The sequence below is a fragment of the Neobacillus sp. FW104-15D2 genome (assembly GCF_058790155.1).
Genome location: NZ_JBYTCJ010000016.1, coordinates 23,395 through 44,023, shown reverse-complemented (window position 1 = coordinate 44,023; position 20,629 = coordinate 23,395). Strand labels below are relative to the sequence as shown.

At 36.7% G+C, this 20,629-nt stretch carries 14 protein-coding genes and 2 pseudogenes; 13 read left to right on the top strand and 3 right to left on the bottom strand.

What is annotated here, in order from left to right; translation table 11 throughout:
- Positions 1-134 precede the first annotated feature (134 nt).
- Complete coding sequence (locus tag AC3WR0_RS13830) at positions 135-425, bottom strand: hypothetical protein (protein ID WP_492552861.1); 291 nt, start codon at positions 423-425, stop codon at positions 135-137.
- Between the two features lie 604 nt (positions 426-1,029).
- Here AC3WR0_RS13830 and AC3WR0_RS13825 point away from each other — a divergent pair.
- Together AC3WR0_RS13825 and AC3WR0_RS13820 are read left to right on the top strand one after the other, a co-directional pair.
- A pseudogene (locus tag AC3WR0_RS13825) lies at positions 1,030-1,298 on the top strand (acetylxylan esterase).
- 112 nt (positions 1,299-1,410) lie between these two features.
- Positions 1,411-2,424 carry a LacI family DNA-binding transcriptional regulator gene (locus AC3WR0_RS13820; protein WP_492552920.1) on the top strand — a complete coding sequence of 338 codons (1,014 nt, stop codon included), beginning with the start codon at positions 1,411-1,413 and terminating at the stop codon, positions 2,422-2,424.
- 44 nt (positions 2,425-2,468) lie between these two features.
- Here the strand turns inward: AC3WR0_RS13820 and AC3WR0_RS13815 are convergent, their stop codons facing one another.
- Together AC3WR0_RS13815 and AC3WR0_RS13810 are read right to left on the bottom strand one after the other, a co-directional pair.
- Entirely contained in the window at positions 2,469-3,392 is a 924-nt protein-coding gene (locus tag AC3WR0_RS13815; protein WP_492552860.1) for an ROK family protein, read from the bottom strand.
- 31 nt (positions 3,393-3,423) lie between these two features.
- Entirely contained in the window at positions 3,424-5,658 is a 2,235-nt protein-coding gene (locus AC3WR0_RS13810; protein ID WP_492552859.1) for an alpha-galactosidase, read from the bottom strand.
- A 702-nt stretch (positions 5,659-6,360) separates the two neighbouring features.
- Here AC3WR0_RS13810 and AC3WR0_RS13805 point away from each other — a divergent pair.
- The 11 genes and pseudogenes from AC3WR0_RS13805 (at position 6,361) to AC3WR0_RS13755 (ending at position 20,556) form a co-directional block, all read left to right on the top strand.
- Positions 6,361-7,245 (top strand): carbohydrate ABC transporter permease, encoded by an 885-nt coding sequence (locus AC3WR0_RS13805; protein WP_492552858.1) that lies wholly within the window; start codon positions 6,361-6,363, stop codon positions 7,243-7,245.
- 21 nt (positions 7,246-7,266) lie between these two features.
- Entirely contained in the window at positions 7,267-8,154 is an 888-nt protein-coding gene (locus AC3WR0_RS13800) for a carbohydrate ABC transporter permease (RefSeq protein ID WP_492552857.1), read from the top strand.
- Positions 8,155-8,245: 91 nt separating this feature from the next.
- On the top strand, positions 8,246-9,514 hold the full coding sequence (locus AC3WR0_RS13795; RefSeq protein WP_492552856.1) for an ABC transporter substrate-binding protein: 1,269 nt from the start codon (positions 8,246-8,248) through the stop codon (positions 9,512-9,514).
- Between the two features lie 67 nt (positions 9,515-9,581).
- Positions 9,582-10,190 carry a hypothetical protein gene (locus tag AC3WR0_RS13790; protein WP_492552855.1) on the top strand — a complete coding sequence of 203 codons (609 nt, stop codon included), beginning with the start codon at positions 9,582-9,584 and terminating at the stop codon, positions 10,188-10,190.
- 27 nt (positions 10,191-10,217) lie between these two features.
- Positions 10,218-11,378 carry a GDSL-type esterase/lipase family protein gene (locus tag AC3WR0_RS13785; protein WP_492552854.1) on the top strand — a complete coding sequence of 387 codons (1,161 nt, stop codon included), beginning with the start codon at positions 10,218-10,220 and terminating at the stop codon, positions 11,376-11,378.
- Between the two features lie 30 nt (positions 11,379-11,408).
- On the top strand, positions 11,409-12,743 hold the full coding sequence (locus tag AC3WR0_RS13780; RefSeq protein WP_492552853.1) for a cellulase family glycosylhydrolase: 1,335 nt from the start codon (positions 11,409-11,411) through the stop codon (positions 12,741-12,743).
- Between the two features lie 90 nt (positions 12,744-12,833).
- A complete protein-coding gene (locus tag AC3WR0_RS13775; protein ID WP_492552852.1) occupies positions 12,834-14,585 on the top strand; it encodes an ABC transporter ATP-binding protein in 1,752 nt (583 codons plus the stop codon).
- A 2-nt stretch (positions 14,586-14,587) separates the two neighbouring features.
- Positions 14,588-16,366 (top strand): ABC transporter ATP-binding protein, encoded by a 1,779-nt coding sequence (locus tag AC3WR0_RS13770; RefSeq protein ID WP_492552851.1) that lies wholly within the window; start codon positions 14,588-14,590, stop codon positions 16,364-16,366.
- A 157-nt stretch (positions 16,367-16,523) separates the two neighbouring features.
- A pseudogene (locus AC3WR0_RS13765) lies at positions 16,524-17,497 on the top strand (aldo/keto reductase family protein).
- A 159-nt stretch (positions 17,498-17,656) separates the two neighbouring features.
- Positions 17,657-19,027 carry a glycoside hydrolase family 1 protein gene (locus AC3WR0_RS13760; protein WP_492552850.1) on the top strand — a complete coding sequence of 457 codons (1,371 nt, stop codon included), beginning with the start codon at positions 17,657-17,659 and terminating at the stop codon, positions 19,025-19,027.
- Positions 19,028-19,116: 89 nt separating this feature from the next.
- Entirely contained in the window at positions 19,117-20,556 is a 1,440-nt protein-coding gene (locus AC3WR0_RS13755; protein ID WP_492552849.1) for a glycoside hydrolase family 1 protein, read from the top strand.
- Positions 20,557-20,629: the final 73 nt, after the last annotated feature.

Here is a 20,629-nt window from a genome sequence, read left to right as displayed (position 1 = left end):
ATAAAAAAATAAATAAAAGGAGCTCTGAATTATCGAGCTCCTTTTAAAACAGCTTTTTGTAATTGCTTTCAAGCTTACTTGTTTGAACATATCAAAAAATCCTCAAAAGATAATCAGAAACCTATCTAGGACCATTAAAAATACCCTATAAACTTTTCTAAAAGTAAATTATCCATTTTTTTGAACTCTAAACAAGGCTGATTGCCTATTGGATAAGGGTAAATCGTTCTTTTACATAATGGACAAGTTCCAAGCTCCTTAAATTGATGAAGGATACTTAGTGGCATGGGTGGATTTGATTTCGCAATCATAAAGTTAAATAGCTTTTCCTTGTAAGTAAATTGAATATCCACTCCGTTATATCCGCCAACTTCACTAATATTAATATTTTCAAGTTTTAATCCATTAACAATAATTTCTTCCATCGTAAGATCACTGCTTTCTTTTCCTCTTTATATAATCCTATCTACTACTTTAAATGAAAACCCAATTAATTAAAATCCTCTTTTTTCGTCAACTTTTAGGGAAAGCTCTTTTCGCAAAATTTATTGCAAGAATATACTCGATTTCGGCGGCTAATCTCGGAGCGCGCCGAGTCCTAATTGGATGCCCCGATCATGCTTGCTTTTTCCAATAGGATGTTAAGCATACATCGGTGAATCGTCACTGCTCGAGGCAAATGTGGTTGAGAGGTCTCGGCTATTTTGATCACAGTTTCTTCAATTTGAACGTTTCTTTGGAAACGAGCCTAGGGAAAAAAATTATGAAAGGGAAAAAAGGCATCATTCCTATTGTTTTCTTCGTCCATTTTGTAAGGAAAAATAAAATGCTGTACCCTTTTAAATCTAGTGCACCTATATGTTATATACGTAGATCAAACCAGAACTAAAAATTTGAATTAATAGAAAGCAACTTATATAAAACAAAGGTTTGACCTGCTTCTTTTATCATGTATATAATAAGGTTATCGGTAAGGTAAATAAAATAAGTTAAATAAAGTTACAAATTAAGGCGGGGGGGATGCTTTAAATGAAGTTCGATATGCCAGTGAATGAGCTCAAGGAGTACAGGGGGACAAATCCTAAACCAGATGATTTTAATGAATTTTGGGAAAGGGGCTAAGAGACTTAAGCAAGCAATCAATGGATTATGAATTAATCCCAGCGAACTTTTCTAGTAGAGTAGCAGAATGCTCCGACCTTTATTTTACTGGCATTGGTGACGCAAAAATCCATTGTCAGCTGGTAAGGCCAAAGAATCAGAAAGAAAAGGGACAGCTGCAAAAAATTGGCACATAAATGAATGAATAACGGTTATAAAAGTTATTTCAGGTTAGAGCAAGTATTTAAAAAAGATGTTTTAATTAATGTCGGCTAGTAATGACAGAGAATTGGAGGAATACATATGACTGTGAAAAGCAATGTTACGATGCGTGACATCGCAGATAGACTAGGAGTCAGCAGCGTAACGATATCAAAGGCACTGAATGACAAAGAGGGAGTAAGTGAAGAGTTAAAAGAGAAAATCAAAGTGGTTGCTGAAGAAATGGGGTATCGTTTTAATACCCATGCAAAATCTATGAAGGAAGGACTTTCGTATAATCTTGGAATAGTAATTCCTGAGCGGTTTACTGGAACGACCCATGCCTTTTATTTACAGTTTTATCAGCTGCTATCTAAGGTATTGGACAACTACAATTATTCAGGTATTCTGCACATCCTAAGTAAGGAGGATGAAGAGAGGCTCATTTTACCAAGACTATATAATGAAAAAAAAGTAGATGGCTTTATCTTCCTTGGTCAGATTGATAAGATGTATGTGTCTGAGATACAAAAAATAGATAGTCCAATAATCTTTTTAGACTTTTATACCGATCAAAATGAAATTGATTCTGTCCTGTCTGATAATTTTTATGGTGTTTACGAAGTGACGAATTATTTAATAAGGAATGGACACAGAAAAATTGCCTTTGTAGGTAATGTACATGCAACGAGCAGTATTCAGGACAGGTTTCTAGGATACTATAAATCCCTGCTGGAGCATCGAATAGATCTAAAGGCTGAATATGTAATTAAAGACAGGGACGAGCTAGGAAGATATATTGATATTAATGTACCTGAGGATATGCCAACCGCGTTCGTATGTAATAATGATGAGGTAGCATATAATTTAATTAATGCACTCCATAAAAATGGTATTAATGTACCTGACGATTGTTCGGTGGTTGGCTTTGATAATTCTATTTTTGCTTCCTTAACCGAACCGCCACTCACAACTGTGGAGGTTGATATGGAGGAAATGTCAAAGGTGTCTGTTAAGTTCATTATGGAAAAGTTAAGGAATCCGAGTAAGAAATATGGAAGAACCTTTATAAAAGGCAAGATGATTTCTAGAGGCACTGTCAAAAATATAGAACAAAAATAAAACAAGGCCGGAAGCCTTGTTTTATTTTTGTTTAATTTATTGGGTTATATTACAATCATTGCTTCCTGGCGCTGGAAGTAGTGGAATAAGGCACCTAGTAAATTAGCATCATTTTTAAACTGGCAGGATTCAATAACCGGACGGACCTTCGCGATTTTAAGGGAACCTATGATAAGGTCTAATTTTTTATTTATTTGATCGATAAGATCATCACGGCTGCTTATTCCGCCACCAATAATGATTTTTTCAGGATCAAAAACATACTGAATATTAAAGATTCCTTGGGCCAGATAGAGGTAGAAGTTATCAATAGCCTCGCTGCAAACTTCATCCCCGGCCTCGGCAGCCTCGAAAATTTTACGGCCGTTTAATTCAGATTGGTTTACACCTTTCGCTTCTGCTACACTTTTCACTAATGCACCTGTTGCGGCCAAGTGACTCCATGTACGAAATTCATGTTCTCCGTTTACGTTCCTCACGTTTAAAATCATATAACCAATTTCGCCGCCATGCAGATTAGCACCTTTATGAATTTTACGATCTTTTATTATGGCACCGCCAATACCTGTTCCGATGATAGTAAAGAGAACATTTTGATTATTTTTCGCGGCACCTTTCCATACTTCGCCTAAAGCTGCACAGTTAGCATCATTTTCAACTTCGACTTGGAGGCCTGTAGCTTCTCCAAAAATTTCTTTGAAATTTGGACCATGTATACAAGGAAGGGCACTGGCGCCTCCTATGAATCCTGTCTCACTGTCTACGCCACCAGGACAGCTGAACGCGATACCCGCTACATTGTATTTTTCTTTATTTTCGAATGTAATTGAAAGAATATCCTGCTTGAATTTTTCGAAGTCATATTGGGAGGAGGAGAAGTCTCCTTTGGTTAAAAACTCCCCATCTTCATTTATGACAGCGTATTTAACGCTTGTTCCACCTACATCAAATACCATGAAGTTTTTCATTAATGATAGCCCCTTTATGCTGTTTTATAGTTTAAGCATTTACTTCTTTTAATAGAAATAGCTTAGACGAGAAATCACCGGATTTTTCTCTGCTCCAATACTCTGATGCCCGGTCGGTGTAATCTTCAGCTAAAACAATTCCAACATTCATTAATTCGTCTCCATAATGTGTAGTCTCTTTTTCAGCAATGGAGTATAGCTTATCTGGATCAAGTCCTTTTAATTTAACACGATAATATTTATCATTTGGCTTTGCTAGGACCTTGTAGTAACCTACCATAGCTTCCTTTTTATCCTCCGATACAACCATCCATGAAACTTCATTGGATTCAAAAGGATTTACCAGACGAAAGAATTTGCCATTGCGGATAAGCTCACGTTTTTCCTTGAAAAATCTGGTTTGGGCCATTACTTTGGATTTGTCTTCTTGGCTTAATTTAGTAATGTCGAGCTCATATCCGAAGGTGCCAAAATAAGCTACATCTGCCCTGGTTTCCATTGGTGTAGTTCTGCCCACCTGGTGGTTCGGAACAGCAGAAATGTGGCTACCAATGGAACTTAGTGGGTAAACCATTGAGGTACCGTACTGGATTTTTAATCTTTCCGCTGCATCTGTATTATCACTTGCCCAAGCCTGAGGGGCATAGTAGAGAAGACCTGGATCAAAACGAGCCCCGCCGCCAGCACAAGATTCAAAGAGAATTTCAGGGTACTTTGCAATTAGCCTCTCGTAAAGCGAATAAACACCAAGTATATAACGGTGGGCTACTTCACCTTGCTGATCGAAGCCGAGCCTTTGTGAATAAATTTCTGTCATATAACGGTTCATATCCCACTTAATATATGAAATCTTTGATTTTGATAGAATACTATCCATTAACCAAAATATATGTTCAACCACTGCTTCTCTTGAAAAGTCTAAAATGAATTGATTGCGTCCGTGAGAGGCCCTGCGATCAGGAGTTGCAATAATCCAATCTGGGTGCTCTTTAAATGGTTTTGTATCCTTGCAAACCATTTCTGGTTCAAACCAAAGTCCAAATTTCATGCCCATAGCATCAACTTTTTCAGATAACCCCTGAATACCATTCGGTAATTTTGTTTTATCCTCAAACCAATCTCCCAATGAACTGGTATCATCATTTCGCTTTCCAAACCAGCCATCATCCAGAACAAATAGTTCAATTGCTAAATCTTTTGCAGTTTGAGCAATAGATAAGATTTTTTCCTCATTAAAATGAAAATAGGTTGCTTCCCAGTTGTTAATTAAAATGGGACGCACCTTATCCCGCCAGAATCCACGGACAAGTCGGGACCTGTACAAATCATGGTACGTCTGGCTCATGCCGTTTAAACCTTTATTGGAATATACCATTACACATTCAGGTGTTTGGAAGAACTCTTGAGGGTTTAGTTTCCATTTAAATTGAAAAGGATTAATACCCATCATAACCCGGGTGACACTATAGGTATCAACCTCAACCTGGCCTAGAAAGTTGCCGCTATATACAAGGCTGAAACCATAAACTTCCCCTGTATGCTCTGTAGTATCGGGTCTTTTTAAGGCGAAAAAAGGATTATGAGCATGGCTGCTTGCTCCTCTTGCACTATATGTAGATTGAATACCTTTAAATAATGGCTGCACTTCTACATGAGATTCACGTGCCCATGCCCCTGTAAGATGCAGCATTTCAAACCTATCATCAGGAAAATCCACACTTGTACTCATAGCGTTATCTATATAGAATACTTGCATGCCTTCATTAATGAATCTTGCATTCCTGCAAATAACATTACGGTCTGAATAGATAGTATAAGTTAAAACTAATTTACACTGTAAAACATCATCAAATAAGGTGATTGCTAACGTATCTGCCTCATTTGTATCTTCTGTATATGTTGCTGGCAAATTGGAAAGAGCCGGCTTTCCGGAAAAGATTTGATAGTTTTCATATTGGAAATTTGTAATCTTGCTGCCTATATTATTCGTTAACATATGAGCTGGGTAACGATAGTCTGTTGTACCGAAGCTCGGATATTCCTGTTTAATGTGTTCCAGTGATGAAGTATGATCTCCCTCAAACATATTACACGAAGGACGAACTTCTCTTTCAATTAAGTGCTTAAAAGAATCGCGATGTTTTATTCTTTCACCAAAATACAAATGTTCTAATTGATTACTTTTCTCTAACACTCTAAAAATATAGCTAACTTCACTGTTGAATAAATGAAATTCCTTACTTGAACTGTTTACCTTAATCGCCAACTTCATCACCTCTTAAAAAAGTAAATTTTTCCATTAAGGAATGTAAAACGCCTATTTGGAAGCCCTTACAAAATAAACATAAATGAACTTACTTACTATTTATTAAAATACTATCAATTAAATTACTTAATTTCAATACTTTTTTTACTTTTTATAAAGTAATCGATGAATTTCAAAGAGGAGCAGTGCAAACGGTTGCTATGTTGATTTAAAAGGGAAAAATAAATAAATTAATTTAAGTAATGGAGTAGAGGGAAAAAGCTATAGCACTTAAAACCTTATACTTAGAGGGGTTATGCGATTTATTAAGAATGTGGGAATTAAATGATTTACTTTTCTAAAATGTCTAAAAAGTATAGACATTAAATCGAAAAAGAGTGTATAATCTGCTTATTAAGTTAAAAAATAAAATTATTAAGTAAAAAATTACTTAAAATTTAGTTGCGCAAAAGAAAAAATGGGTTTAATATAAAAATAAAGTTGTAAAGGCTTACATAGGTGTTCTAATTTCTATATTTTAACTAAGTTGTAGTTAGTTTTCTCTTTTGGAAAATTATCCTTTAATTACAACTTTAAATTACAATCTATTAAAGTAATGGAGGGAGAAACTGCTACTATATTAATTTGAAAAGGTTTACATATCTGTCGGCTTGATACTAGCTTTGGAAAAATAGGGGAAACCCAGGAGGTTGGGGGAGGAAGATGAATAGATCGAGAACATTTTTGTTTTATATGTTCATAATGCCATGGTTAATCGGTTTCTTTATCTTTACAGCAGGGCCAATGATTTACTCTTTATACATGTCCTTTACTGATTATTCTGGATTGGGCACCGCTAATTGGGTGGGTATAGAAAATTATAAAAAGATCCTGACGGATGATCCATTATTCTGGCAATCGTTATGGAACACTATATTTTACACGGTTATCGGTGTGCCGCTGGGGTTGGTTGTTGGCTATTTGTTAGCTGTATTGTTAAATTCGAAGGTAAAGTTTATGGGTGTTTTTAGAACTATCTTTTATTTACCTTCACTAGTGCCAACTGTAGCAAGCTCATTGCTCTGGATTTTAATCTTTCAACCGGATTTCGGTATCGCCAACGCAATTTTAGAATTTTTTCATCTGCCAACATCAAACTGGCTATTAAGCGAATCTATGGTGAAGCCAAGTTTGATCATCATGAGTCTCTGGGGAGCCGGTGGAGGAATGGTTATCTATTTGGCAGGACTTCAAAGCGTACCAACTTCATTATATGAAGCTGCTGAATTAGATGGAGCCGGAAAAATAAGGAAATTCTGGCATGTTACCGTTCCAATGACTTCTAACGTTATCTTCTTCAACTTAATAATGGGACTTATCGGTTCCTTCCAAATTTTTACCCAGGCATATGTTGTCAGCAGTGGGAATGGTGGACCAAACTATAAGTCACTTTTCTATGTATTCTACCTTTACCAGGGTGCGTTTAAATTCTTTAAAATGGGCTACGCCTCTGCACTTGCTTGGATCTTGTTTGTGATTATCTTAATCTTCACAATTCTTCAATTTAAAGTATTCGGTAAAAAAGTCTACTATGAATTCGATGAGTAATCAAGGAAGGGAGGAATAGTGATGGAACTAGCTGATGCAAAAGTAAAACCTCGAGTAAAAGTGAAGAAAGAAAGAAGTATTAAAAAGGGAAGAATAGTTGAAAGATTAGTAACTTATGCTCTTTTAATTGGCTTATCGATTGTATTTATCTTTCCGTTTTTATGGCTGCTTGGAACTTCATTAAAGCCTGAAAGTGAAGCTTTAAGTTTCCCGCCAACAATTATCCCGGATCACTGGAAGTTCTCAAACTATAAAGATGTATTTACAATGGTGAATTTTGGCCAGTATTATTGGAATTCCATTATTGTAACTGTATTGACGGTTGCGGGAACGGTTTTATCCTCTACTGTCGTTGCTTATGGATTTGCCCGTATAAAAGGAAAAGGAAGAGATGCATGGTTCGTCTTGCTTTTGGCAACTATGATGCTTCCTCCACAGGTAACGATGATACCTGTCTATATGATCTTCTCAAAACTTGGGTGGGTTAATACCTTTCTTCCCTTGGTTGTTCCTGCATTCTTTGGAAACGCATACTTTATCTTCTTACTCCGTCAGTTCTTTAAAACAATACCTAAAGAGCTTGAAGAATCCGCCTTTTTAGATGGATGCGGCACGTTCGGAATCTTCTGGAGAATCATCTTGCCTTTATCAGTCCCTGCTGTAATAACAGTTGCCTTATTAAGTTTTATGTGGACCTGGAATGATTTTCTTGGACCATTAATTTATCTGAATGATGATTCAATGTACACACTTGCTTTAGGTATCCTCCAGTTTAAAGGAGCCCTGATAATCTCATGGGGACCAATGATGGCAGCCAGTGTATTAATCATTTTGCCTTTAATTATCCTGTTCTTTGTTGGCCAGAAATACTTTATTCAAGGTATTGCTACTACAGGCGGTAAAGGTTGATAACCAAGGGCTTTACGTGGATAAATGTATATACATTAAAGCTGCATTTATCTAATTATTATATTTAAAAATATTAGGGGGTACCAAGCTGATGAAGAAGAAAAAAGGTTTAGGAATTTTGCTTTTATCACTAGTTTTTGCTTTATCTGTTTTCTTAACTGGATGTAACTCCAAATCAGAATCTGCTAGCGGCGGTTCTAAAGATGTCACTCTCAGGATCTTAACCTGGAATAACAACCCTGAAGGAACAAAACTAGAAGGGGAAATCTTTAAAGCGTTTGAAAAAGATAATCCTGGTATTAAAGTTAAACCTGTTTTTGCTCCTTACGACAAATTTAATGATAAATTTTTAACAATGTCTGCAGGCGGAGACCAGCCTGACCTAGTTTGGGTTCAGCCTACCGCTTTTGGACAGTTTGTTTCTAAAGGTATATTGATGGATTTATCTGATAAAAAAATCAATCAAGATGAATATATGCCAAATGTACTTAAATTAGGACAAGTTGATAATAAGCAATATGCGTTAATTCGTGACGCTTCTACTTTCCAAATGGCTTATAACAAGGACATGTTTGATGCAGCTGGTGTTCCTTATCCAAAGGATGATTGGACCTGGTCTGACTTCCTCGATGCTGCACAAAAATTAACAAAAACTCAAGGTGGTAAGACAGTTCAATTCGGAATTGAAAACTTCTATATTGATGAGTTATTAGTTGAAAATGGCGGTGGAGTTGTCAGCGAAGATGGAAAGAAGGTCATTATCGACTCTCCTGAGTCTATTGAGGCAGTAAAGTTTGCACGAGACTTAATTAATAAATACCATGTACAGCCTACTTCTGCTCAATCTCAAGGATTATCAAACCTTTTCATTTCTGGTAAAGCTGCTATGAAATTAATTGGTCCTTGGGACTGGGCAGATATAAATAAAAACTCTTCCTTCAAATGGGATGTTGTACCGATGCCAGCAGGTAAGGCCGGAAATTTGGCGAGAGCAACCTATCTTCCAATTTCAATTGGTAAGAGCACAAAACATCCTAAGGAAGCATTTGAATTATTGAAATACTTATCAACAGGTAAAGGACAGGATCTTCAAATCAATACTATCTCAGCGGTTCCTACTGTAAAACGTAATGCTGATAAAATTGTATCTATGGCTAATGCTCCAGGAAATGTAAAGTCTTTGGCTGCAACACTTAAAGAAGGTAAAACAGTATTACCTGCTCCATATATTCCTGAATATGCGGAGATAGCTAACAAAGTTACCCCAGTATTTGATAATATTAATCTTAAAAATTCAGATCCTGCTAAGGAATTGAAAAAACTAGGCGACCAGCTTCGTAAAGACTATAACTTGAAATAACAAATTAAAATGGGGGGGTACTTGCTTATATACAAGCAAGTACCCTTTTCCCAAGAAGGTGAAAGTGATGAATAAAGGAGTTTTAAGTTTAATAGAGAACAAGTTTCTTGCTCTTATTGATTTAACCTATCAATTGATTAAGATGAGTATCTTTTTTTGGCTTACTTTGTTTAAGGGCTTCATATTTCTCGGTTTAACTGCCTCTTTTTGTACATTACTAGAAGCAGTCGATGAAATTTTATCTGGTAGCGGTCTGCCAATCAGAAAGCTTTTTCGAGATATAAGCCTAAAATATAAGGGCAATAACAGATTATCTTTGGTTATGTTTGGTCTGATCATATATTTAAGTGCATTCATCATTTTACCATTTCCGGCTTCGGTTAATGCTAATACTGCGTCTTTTATTAAGTTTGGATTTCTTTATATTTTTGTTTTGACCTTAGTGTTATTTACTTATATTTCCTGGATAAAAGTAAAAAAGGAATTAACACTTAAACAAACGATTTTGTACAGTTTTTATTTAATGATGAAGAAGTTCTTAAGAACCATCTTCCTGATTATAATTTTAATTGCTCTTTTCTATCTCACACATATGAATTTTATCTTCTTAATTTTCCTTGCGCCGGCAATATATGCCTTAGGAGTTAGATTTGTTTTGAAAAACTTAGAAGGATAAAGGACTTATCTTATAGGAGGTATAAAAATGGATAACCTGCAAAATACAGAGAAATGGGTTGGATCCTGGAGTGTTAGTCCCGTGGATTATTCCTCAGCTCCTCTTCATTTTAATAATCAAACACTTCGTGCAAAGATAAAACTTTCAATTGGAGGCAAGAAAATAAGATTGAAGTTTTCCAATCGATTTGGCCATCAGCCAGTATCTCTATCAGGTGCAGATGTTGCAATAGCATACGAAAATAGTAATATTTCAGAGGGCACAAATCGTAAAGTTACATTTGATGGTGAGCAATCCATAGTGATGCAACCTCTCCAGAATGAAGTTTATAGTGATGAAATAGATTTAGAAACCACAAATTTAGAAAGCGTAGCTATTAGTCTGTTATTTTCCGGAAACACTTCTATAGCTACAGCGTATTTGGGAAGCAGTGAGTGTTGTACCTCTGTTCAGGGAGATTACTCAAGCTCTTTTTCATTTCCGATTAATTTGGAAAGCACAGAAACCAGTTTAGATCCTGCTTTGCCATTATTAACAGGCATTGATGTATTAACAAGAAATGATTTTACTTCTGTTGTAACTTTTGGTGATTCTATTACTGCTATGGATTGGCCTGATTACTTTGCAGATCGCTTAGTAAAAGAATCGAAGCCTATTGGAGTTTTACGCCAGGGAATCGGCGGCAATAAAGTTCTAAATGACAGCCCGTATTCCTATAAATATGGAATTGCTGGAATAAAGCGATTCAAACAAGATGCTATACATTCCTGCTCGGATTTTGTAATAGTCTTACATGGTGTTAATGACATCATCCATTCCTGCGGGCCAGAACCAATCTCAGAACCTGTAAGTGCAGAAGAAATAATTAATGGTTTAAGAAATTATATAAAAACAGCGCATGAAGAGGACAAAAAGATATTTGGTGCAACTATTATGCCATTTGGAGAATATAGAGGACTTACATCGCTGGAAGAAAATAAACGTCAGACTGTTAACGAATGGATAAGAACTTCTGGAGAATTTGATGGGATTATCGATTTTGACAAAGCAACAGAAGATCCTGATAACCCTGGTAAGCTCCTGCCAGAATACGATTCAGGCGATCATTTGCATCCCAGCAAAAATGGTGCGAAAGCAATGGCTGACTATATTGATTTGAGTTTATTTTGTTTAAATGCCCAAAAATAATAAAAAGTTGTAATTTTAGGAGGTAAGCAGGTGAATCATTTTATTACCCGTAAAGGGGATAAACTGTTTAACGGGGAAGAGGAGTTTCGCTTCGTATCTATTAATATCCCAAACCTTCATATAAACGAAGACCCTTTACCGAATTGGCACCGAATAGATTCGTGGGAAGTAGAGGATGCTTTTAAAACGATTAACCTGATGGGAGGACAGGTCACAAGGACTTATACCTTTTCCGTAAAAGGGGGAATCCGTCCGGGGGAAAATGGGAAAGCACATATTTACGGCCATGGACAGTTTGATGAGGAATTGTTCAAAGATCTTGATAAGGTAATAGAACTTGCGGGGAAATACAATATCAGACTTGTTATTCCTTTTATCGATTACTGGGATTGGTTTGGCGGTTTCAAGCATTTTGCTGCATTAAGTGGAAAATCCGCAGAGGAGTTTTGGTCAGACCGTAAAATAATAGAAGATTTTAAGATGCTAATTAATTTTGTTATTAACCGAACAAATTCATATACTGGTGTTCCTTATAAAGAGGATAAGGCTATTATGGCCTGGGAAACAGGAAATGAACTTGATGAATGCCCTGATACATGGACGGCTGAAATCTCAGAGTATATTAGAAGTCTCGATTCTAATCATTTAATTATTGATGGAAAATATGGACTATCAGAAGATTCTTTGGAAAACCCCAATATTGATATAGTTTCGAATCATTATTATGTCGACCGCGGTCATGATCTTATTGGCCGGGTGATGGCAGACATTAAACGTTCCAACGGGAAAAAGCCTTTTATTATTGGTGAATTTAATCACAGGGATACAATTATGGTAAAGAAAGTCATCGATACTGCAATAGAAGAAGGAGCTGCTGGTGCTCTTCTTTGGAGCCTTCGATATCATAATAAGGATGGCGGATTTTATTATCATGGTAATCCGAGTGATCCCGGCAATCCTTGTTTTAACTGGCCAGGTTTTTCCTCGAGAAAAGCAACAGGTGAACTAGAAAAACTTCATTACTTAAGAGAATCAGCCTATCGAATAAGAAAAATGGAGCTCCCTGAAATAGAAACACCAGAGGCACCCATTCTATTACCTATTGAAACTCCTGAAAGGATTAGCTGGAGAGGTGCTGCTGGTGCAGAAAAATATATTTTAGAGCGTTCTGATTATATCGATGGACCATGGGTGACTATTGCAGACAATATTATAGAAGATTCTGTTCCATTCCAGCCCTTTAAGGATTTATCACAAATAGAAGGTACCTGTTTTTATAGAATGAGGGCCTGTAATATAACGGGAAAATCAGCGCCTTCAAACGTTGAAGTAGCAGTTTACAGAACTTCTATAAAAAACATCTGAATTTTCAAAAAGTCTATCTTTAGAAAAACATACATAATAAGACGGAAACCGAAATATTATTTATTTATGCTTAGGAAGGAGGCACAGATTATGCATAGCTTACATTGGGCCTGGGGATATCTTCGAAAGTACAGGACCAGATTAGTATTAGGACTCTTACTGGCATTGATTGTTTCAGCAATGAATATGCTAAACCCCTATTTGGCAGGGAAAATAGTGGATAAAGTCATGTACGGACATCAAAAGAACCTCTTATGGAAACTGCTTCTCCTTATGATTGGTTTCACATTTATCAGGACAGCAGTCCGTTATGGTTATCAAATGATGTTTGAAAAACTTTCGCAGAATGTGATTTTTACCATGAGAGAGCATTTGTATGGTCGTCTTCATCAGTTGGATTTTAGTTTTTATGACCAGACCAAAACAGGTGATATCATGGCAAGAATGACAGGTGACCTTGAGGCTGTCCGGCACTTTACGGCCTGGACTATTTATATGATATTTGAAAACGCGATGATTTTGATCTTTGCTGTATGCTTTATGTTTTATATCGATCCGCCTCTAGCATTGGCGATGTTAGTGGTTACACCAGTTATTGGATTTTTTGCTTACAAGTTAACCTATGCAGTTCGCCCAACTTTTACTGAAATAAGAAATCAATTTGCCCGGTTGAATTCTGTTGTTCAGGAAAACATTAGCGGCAATAGGGTAGTTAAGGCATTCGCAAAGGAAGAATATGAAATTGAAAAGTTTTCAGTTGAAAATGAGGCATTTAAAATTAAAAACCTTCAATCAGCTAAAGTATGGGAGAAGTATTTACCTGTTCTTGATTCACTTGCAAGTGTATTAACTGTTGTCATGATTCTGGTTGGCGGAATAATGGTTATCCGCGGTTCGCTTTCTGTTGGTGAGTTAGTTACCTTTAACTCCTTAATTTGGGCTTTAAGCAACCCAATGCGGATGGCTGGCTGGCTACTAAACGATGTTCAGCGTTTTATTGCGTCAGCGGAAAAGGTTGAGGACCTGCTTAATACAAAACCAAAGATAAAAAATCAGGGACAAATCATAGAAATAAAAAAATTCAAAGGTATTGTTGAATTTGACCATGTTAATTTTAGCTATGGAGACGGTCCTGTTCTTAAAGATATTAGTTTTAAAGTTAAGCCGGGCCAAACCCTTGCAATCATAGGGCCAACGGGTGCAGGAAAGTCTACACTGGTCAATCTGCTAAGCAGATTTTATGATGCAAATAGTGGTGATGTGAAAGTAGACGGGGTTAATGTAAAAGAATGGGACCTTCATAAATTACGGGAAGGCATGGCAATGGTTATGCAGGATATTTTTCTGTTTTCCGATACGATTGAGGGAAATATTGCCTACGGAAATCCTTATGCTTCGCTGGAAACGGTTCAGTCTGCTGCAAAGATGGCAGAGGCTCATGACTTTATTGCAGAACTCCCCGAAGGCTATGAAACAATCGTTGGAGAACGGGGTGTTGGCCTTTCTGGTGGACAGCGTCAGCGTATTGCGCTTGCCCGTGCCATTCTGAAGGACCCGGCGATTCTTATTCTCGACGACACCACTTCAGCTGTTGATATGGAAACTGAGGTTAAGATTCAAACTACATTAAAATCAAGTCAGCAAAATAAGAGTTGTTTTATAATTGCACACCGGATTTCCTCTGTAAAAGAGGCCGATTTAATTTTAGTTATGAACGACGGAAAGATTATAGAAAGAGGAAAACATGAAGAGCTTCTTAAGAAAAAAGGCTACTATTTTAATGTTTACAAGAATCAGTATGGAAACTTTGATCACAAGCTCCATGGTCAGGAAGTGATATAAAAATGGCACGAAATAAATTTAACGTCGATGAAGAACTGGAAACCCCATTTAGCTTTTCTCATTTAAAGAGGTTATTTGCTTACCTTAAGCCTTATAAGTCTAAAATAATACTTACGGTTTTATTTATGCTGATTGCCAGTAGTGCCAATCTAATTGGTCCTTATTTGATTAAACAGGCTATCGATAAAGAAATTCCAGACAAGAATATTACGGGCCTTTTTCTTTTGTCCGGAATATATTTATTGGCATTGGTAGTGACCGGAATCTGTATGAAATATAGAATCAGAATGATGTCAGAAATTGGACAGAGTGTCATTGAAAAGTTAAGGGAAGATTTGTTTAGCCACCTGCAAAAGCTTTCATTTTCGTTTTACGATAGCAGACCACATGGTAAAATCTTAGTCCGAGTTGTGAATTATGTTAATTCCTTAAGTGACCTTCTTTCTAACGGTCTAATTAACTTAATTACAGACATATTCAGCTTAATAGTCATTTTTGGATTTATGCTTTCCATTGACAGTAAGCTCACCTTACTCACTATGGCTGGTTTTCCAGTGCTTGCGGCGGTTATATTCTTTATTAAAAATGCTCAGCGAAAGGCTTGGCAGGACTTGAGTAATAAGCAGTCCAATATGAATGCTTATATACATGAAAGTATTAATGGAATTAAGGTAACCCAGGCATTCGCCCGTGAAGAGGAAAATAAGAAAATTTTCTCAGAAATATCTGGAGGTTATCGAAAATCGTGGATGAAGGCTGTGTATATTCAATTTTTATTATGGCCTTCAATTGAAAATATCTCGGTTCTCACTGTTTCACTCATTTATGTGGTTGGTATTTCTTCTATCGGACATGGAGTGACCGTTGGGGCTATGGTTGCATTTGTGGGTTATATCTGGATGTTTTGGGCTCCACTTGCGAATATAGGGAACTTCTATAATGCGATTATTAATGCTATGGCTTATTTAGAAAGAATCTTTGAGATGATGGATGAGAAGCCGACAGTAATGAGCAGCCCTAATGCAAATGAACTTAAGGCAATCAAAGGAAAAGTAGAGTTTGACCATGTGGTGTTTGGGTATGAGGAGGAAAGAATCCTCGATAATATTAACTTTAAGGTAAACCCGGGAGATACAATTGCTCTTGTCGGTGCAACAGGTTCAGGAAAGACGACCATTGTTAGTTTAATAAGCCGTTTTTATGATATTAATAGCGGTCAGATCAAAATTGATGATGTCGATATCTCAACTGTAACCATACCATCCTTACGTAAACAAATGGGTGTTATGCTTCAGGATCCATTTATCTTTTCTGGTACTATTATAGAAAATATGCGCTACGGAAGACTTGATGCTACGGATGAAGAAGTTATAAAAGCATCAAAAGCAGTTCAGGCTCATCAATTTATTAAAGATCTAAAAGATGGTTATCAAACAGAGGTAAATGAAAGAGGAACTAGACTTTCCACCGGGCAAAGGCAGCTTATATCGTTTGCCAGAGCGTTATTAGCAAACCCAAAGATTCTTATTTTAGATGAAGCAACATCATCAATTGATACGGAGACGGAGCTTGCACTTCAAAAAGGCCTGGAAACATTATTAAGAGGCCGAACTTCCTTTATTATCGCTCATAGACTTTCTACAATTCAGAATGCTACTCGGATTTTATTCATTGATAAAGGAAGAATAGTGGAAGAAGGTTCACATGAAGAATTAATCAATAAAAAAGGATTTTATTGGAGGCTTCATAACTCCCAGCATTTATCTCTTGATGTTGGATAAATTTTTTTGGATTAAAAATTTGACTATACTTTTTTTATATATGAATAGACAAATATGAAAATAGATTTATAATATTATATGTAAGCGTTTGTAAAAGCTTTTCGAAACTTTGAACTTAAACGAAAACTGTCCAAAGGCGAATAATGGGAGGACTCTAATGAAATATAGACTATTAGGAAATTCCGGTTTAAAAGTAAGTGAAATTGGGCTTGGAAGCTGGCTGACTTATGGAACAGCTGTTGAAAAGGATCAATCCGCAGCTTGTATTCACAAGGCTTATGAGCTGGGAATCAACTTTTTTGATACTGCTAACGCATATAACAAAGGGGAAGCTGAGGTGGTCCTTGGTGAGGCTTTAAAGGAATATCAGCGTTCAAGTTATGTTTTAGCAACAAAAGTTTATTTTTCAATGGGAAGGGACCTAATGATAGAGGGCTTTCCAGAAAGCATATTATTGAACAGTGTGAAGCAAGTTTAAAGCGGTTGGGGGTTGATTATATAGACCTTTATCAATGCCATCGCTATGACATGGAAACTCCTTTGGAGGAGACCTTAAGAGCACTAGACGATCTTGTCACACAAGGAAAGGTTCTTTATGCAGGAGTAAGCGAATGGTCAGCAGCGCAAATTACGGATGCTGTACATATTGCAAAGGATAAAAATCTAAGACCTCTAATTTCCAACCAGCCAATTTATAATATGCTTGTACGTTATATCGAAAAAGAGGTATTGCCTGTATGTGAAAAAGAAGGTCTGGGGCAAGTAGTATTTTCGCCGCTTGCACAAGGAATATTGACTGGTAAATATAAACCGGGCCAGCCTGTTCCTTCATCCAGCCGTGCAGCAAATGATCAAACCAACACCTGGATTAATAGTTATTTAAATGATGATGTATTGAGCCGAGTGCAAAAAATAGAAACGATAGCAGAAAACCTTGATGTTAAATTGTCGCAATTAGCACTTGCATGGGTACTAAGACAGCCAGGTGTTAGTTCAGCTATTATTGGTGCCAGCAGGCCAGAACAGGTAGAGGAAAATGTAAAAGCTTCTTCTTTAGAGATCCCTGAAGCTGCGATTGAAGAGATTGATAGCATATTAGCTGAAATTAATGGATTTGTTCCTATTTGGTAGTAAAAGGTCAGTAGGGACGGAAATTTAATCAGATGCAACCATTCGGAGCGTGGAAATTCTAACTGTTAATAAGATTTTAGAGACCGGAATTAAGGGAACAAACCCGAAAGTATATTCATTTAATAATAAATAATTTTAAGACTAAATCAGAAAAGAGGAATGAAAATGACAAATAAAAATGTGATTCCAGAAGGTTTTTTATGGGGAGGAGCGGTAACATCCTTTCAAACCGAAGGTGCTTGGAACGAAGGTGGAAAAGGTCCATCAATCGTAGATGCGCGTCCTGTGAAAGAAGGTCAATCTGACTGGAAAAATGCAGTAGATTTTTATCATCGTTATAAAGAAGATATCGCACTTTTCAAAGAGTTAGGATTCAATGCATACCGGACAAGCATTTCCTGGTCAAGAATTTTTCCTGATGGTGAAGGAGAAGTAAATGAAGAAGGTCTTCAATTCTATGATGACTTATTTGATGAAATGCTGGAAAATGGAATTCAGCCTGTTATTACTCTATATCACTTTGACCTGCCGCTGGCTTTGCAGGAAAAATACAATGGGTTTGCATCAAGAGAGGTAGTTGATTTATTTGACCGTTATGCAAGAACTGTATTCAAGCGTTTCGGCCATAAAATAAAATACTGGCTGACTTTTAACGAGCAAAACCTAGTGTTAACAAACCCTCAATTCTGGGGAGTGAATCTTGAAGGCGCAGAAAATGAAGAAGCTTTAAGATATCAGGTTACTCATAATGCATTTGTAGCACATGCCAAAGCCGTAAAATCTCTGCATGAGTTAGTTCCTTGCGGGCAAATGGCTGGAATGGTTACTTATCAGGTAACATATCCAATGACTTGCAAGCCTGAGGATACTATTGCTCACATAAAAGCAAAAGAACTCTTGGTTGATTTTTATTTTGATGTGTTTGCTAATGGTGAATATCCATCTTACATTACAAAAGATCTCGAAAAGAAAGGTATTATGCCTGTATTTGAAGAAGAGGACGCAAAGCTGCTAAAGGAAAATACAGTTGACTATTTAAGCATCAGCTACTATCAAAGCCAGGTTGTAAGTGCTGAAAAAGCTGATGGAAAATGGCTGATTTCCGGAATAACACAGAATCCGAACCTGAAGACAAATGAATGGGGATGGGCAATTGATCCAATCGGTTTGAGAGTTTGCTTAAAGGATATGTATGCTCGCTACCGTTTGCCCATTTTCATTACTGAAAACGGTATTGGTGTACGTGAAGAATTAAATGAAAATAACACTGTTGAAGATAATTATCGTATAGATTATGTAAGAGAGCATATCAAGCAAATGAAAATTGCCATGGAAGAGGGCGTAGAAGTATTTGGATATCTGACTTGGGGTTCAACAGATCTCATCAGCTCCGGCGGACAATTTGAAAAGAGATATGGCTTTATCTTTGTTAACCGCGGTGAAACAGATTTAAGAGATCTAAAAAGATATAAGAAGAAGAGCTTTGATTGGTATAAAAAAGTTATTGCAACAAATGGGGAAGAATTATAAAAATCCGACCCGAAAATAATAGAAGTAAGATGGAGATTAGTTAATTGAAACTAATCTCCATTTTAAATGATTTTAAGGGAGTACCATTCATGGATTCTTACAAAATAAAGGTTCCTGGCAATTTTATATTAGGAGCAGCAGCTTCAGCATGGCAAACAGAAGGCTGGACCGATAAAAAGGAAGGCCAGGACTCATACCTTGACTTATGGTATAAAAATGCCAAGCATGTGTGGCACAACGGCTATGGGCCAGCTGTTGCAACTGACTTTTACAATCGGTATGAAGAAGACATTGAATATATGAAAGAAATTGGATTAACCCATTATCGTACCTCCATTAATTGGTCCCGCTTTTTTACAGACTACGAAAATGCTGTTATTGATGAAGGGTACGCCGATTATATGGACCAGGTAATAAATGGATTAATTAATAACGATATTGAACCCATGATTTGCCTGGAACATTATGAACTGCCCGCTGATTTATTGGAGAGGTATGGGGGTTGGGGTTCCAAGCATGTTGTGGATTTATTCGTAAAGTATGCAGAAAAGGTTTTTGAACGTTATGGCGACCGTGTAAAAAACTGGTTTACTTTTAATGAACCAATTGTTGTTCAAACACGTGTATATTTAGATGCCATTCGCTATCCCTATGAGCAAAACACGATGAAGTGGATGCAGTGGAATTTTAACAAGGTTTTGGCAACAGCTAAGGTTGTCCAGCTCTTCAAACAAAAGGGCTACAAAAAAAAGTATGGTTCCAAAATCGGTGTAATTTTGAACCCGGAGGTTACATATCCACGCTCTTCAGCTTCGCATGATTTTGAAGCAGCCAAAATTTATGATTTATTTTTTAATCGTATATTTTTAGATCCATCTATAAAAGGAGAGTATCCGCCTGAGCTAATCAGTTTAATGGAAAAGCACGATATTTCCTTTGAATCCACAGACGAAGAACTACGATTAATAAAAGAAAATACGGTAGATTATGTTGGGCTCAATTTGTACTTTCCTCACCGAATTAAGGCAAGAAGGACTTCCTGGAATAAAAACACGCCTTTCCATCCTGCCTATTACTATGAAATGTTTGAACTTCCGGGCCGAAAAATGAATCCGTTTAGGGGATGGGAAATCTACCCACAAATTATGTATGATATGGCCGTAAGGATGAAAGAGGAATACGGAAATATTGAATGGTTTATTGCCGAGAATGGTATGGGAGTAGAAAATGAGTTCCGATTCAAAAATGAGAATGGTATCATTCAGGACGATTACCGAATTGAGTTTATCAGCGAGCATTTAAAATGGCTATTATTAGGTGTCGATCAAGGTTCCAATTGCACAGGCTATATGCTTTGGGCATTTACCGATAATGTTTCCCCAATGAATGCCTTTAAAAATCGATATGGTCTTGTTGAAATTAACCTGGAGGAAAAACGTAACCGTAAGTTGAAAAAATCAGCCTATTGGTATAAGGACCTTATTGAAAACCGAGAATTGCTAGTTAAAAATGATGATTTATTTAAATAAGGTATTATTATAGAATAGTATGGAAACTTCTTTCAAAAATAGCTCTGTTTAATGTCCTAAATATAAGCCCGGA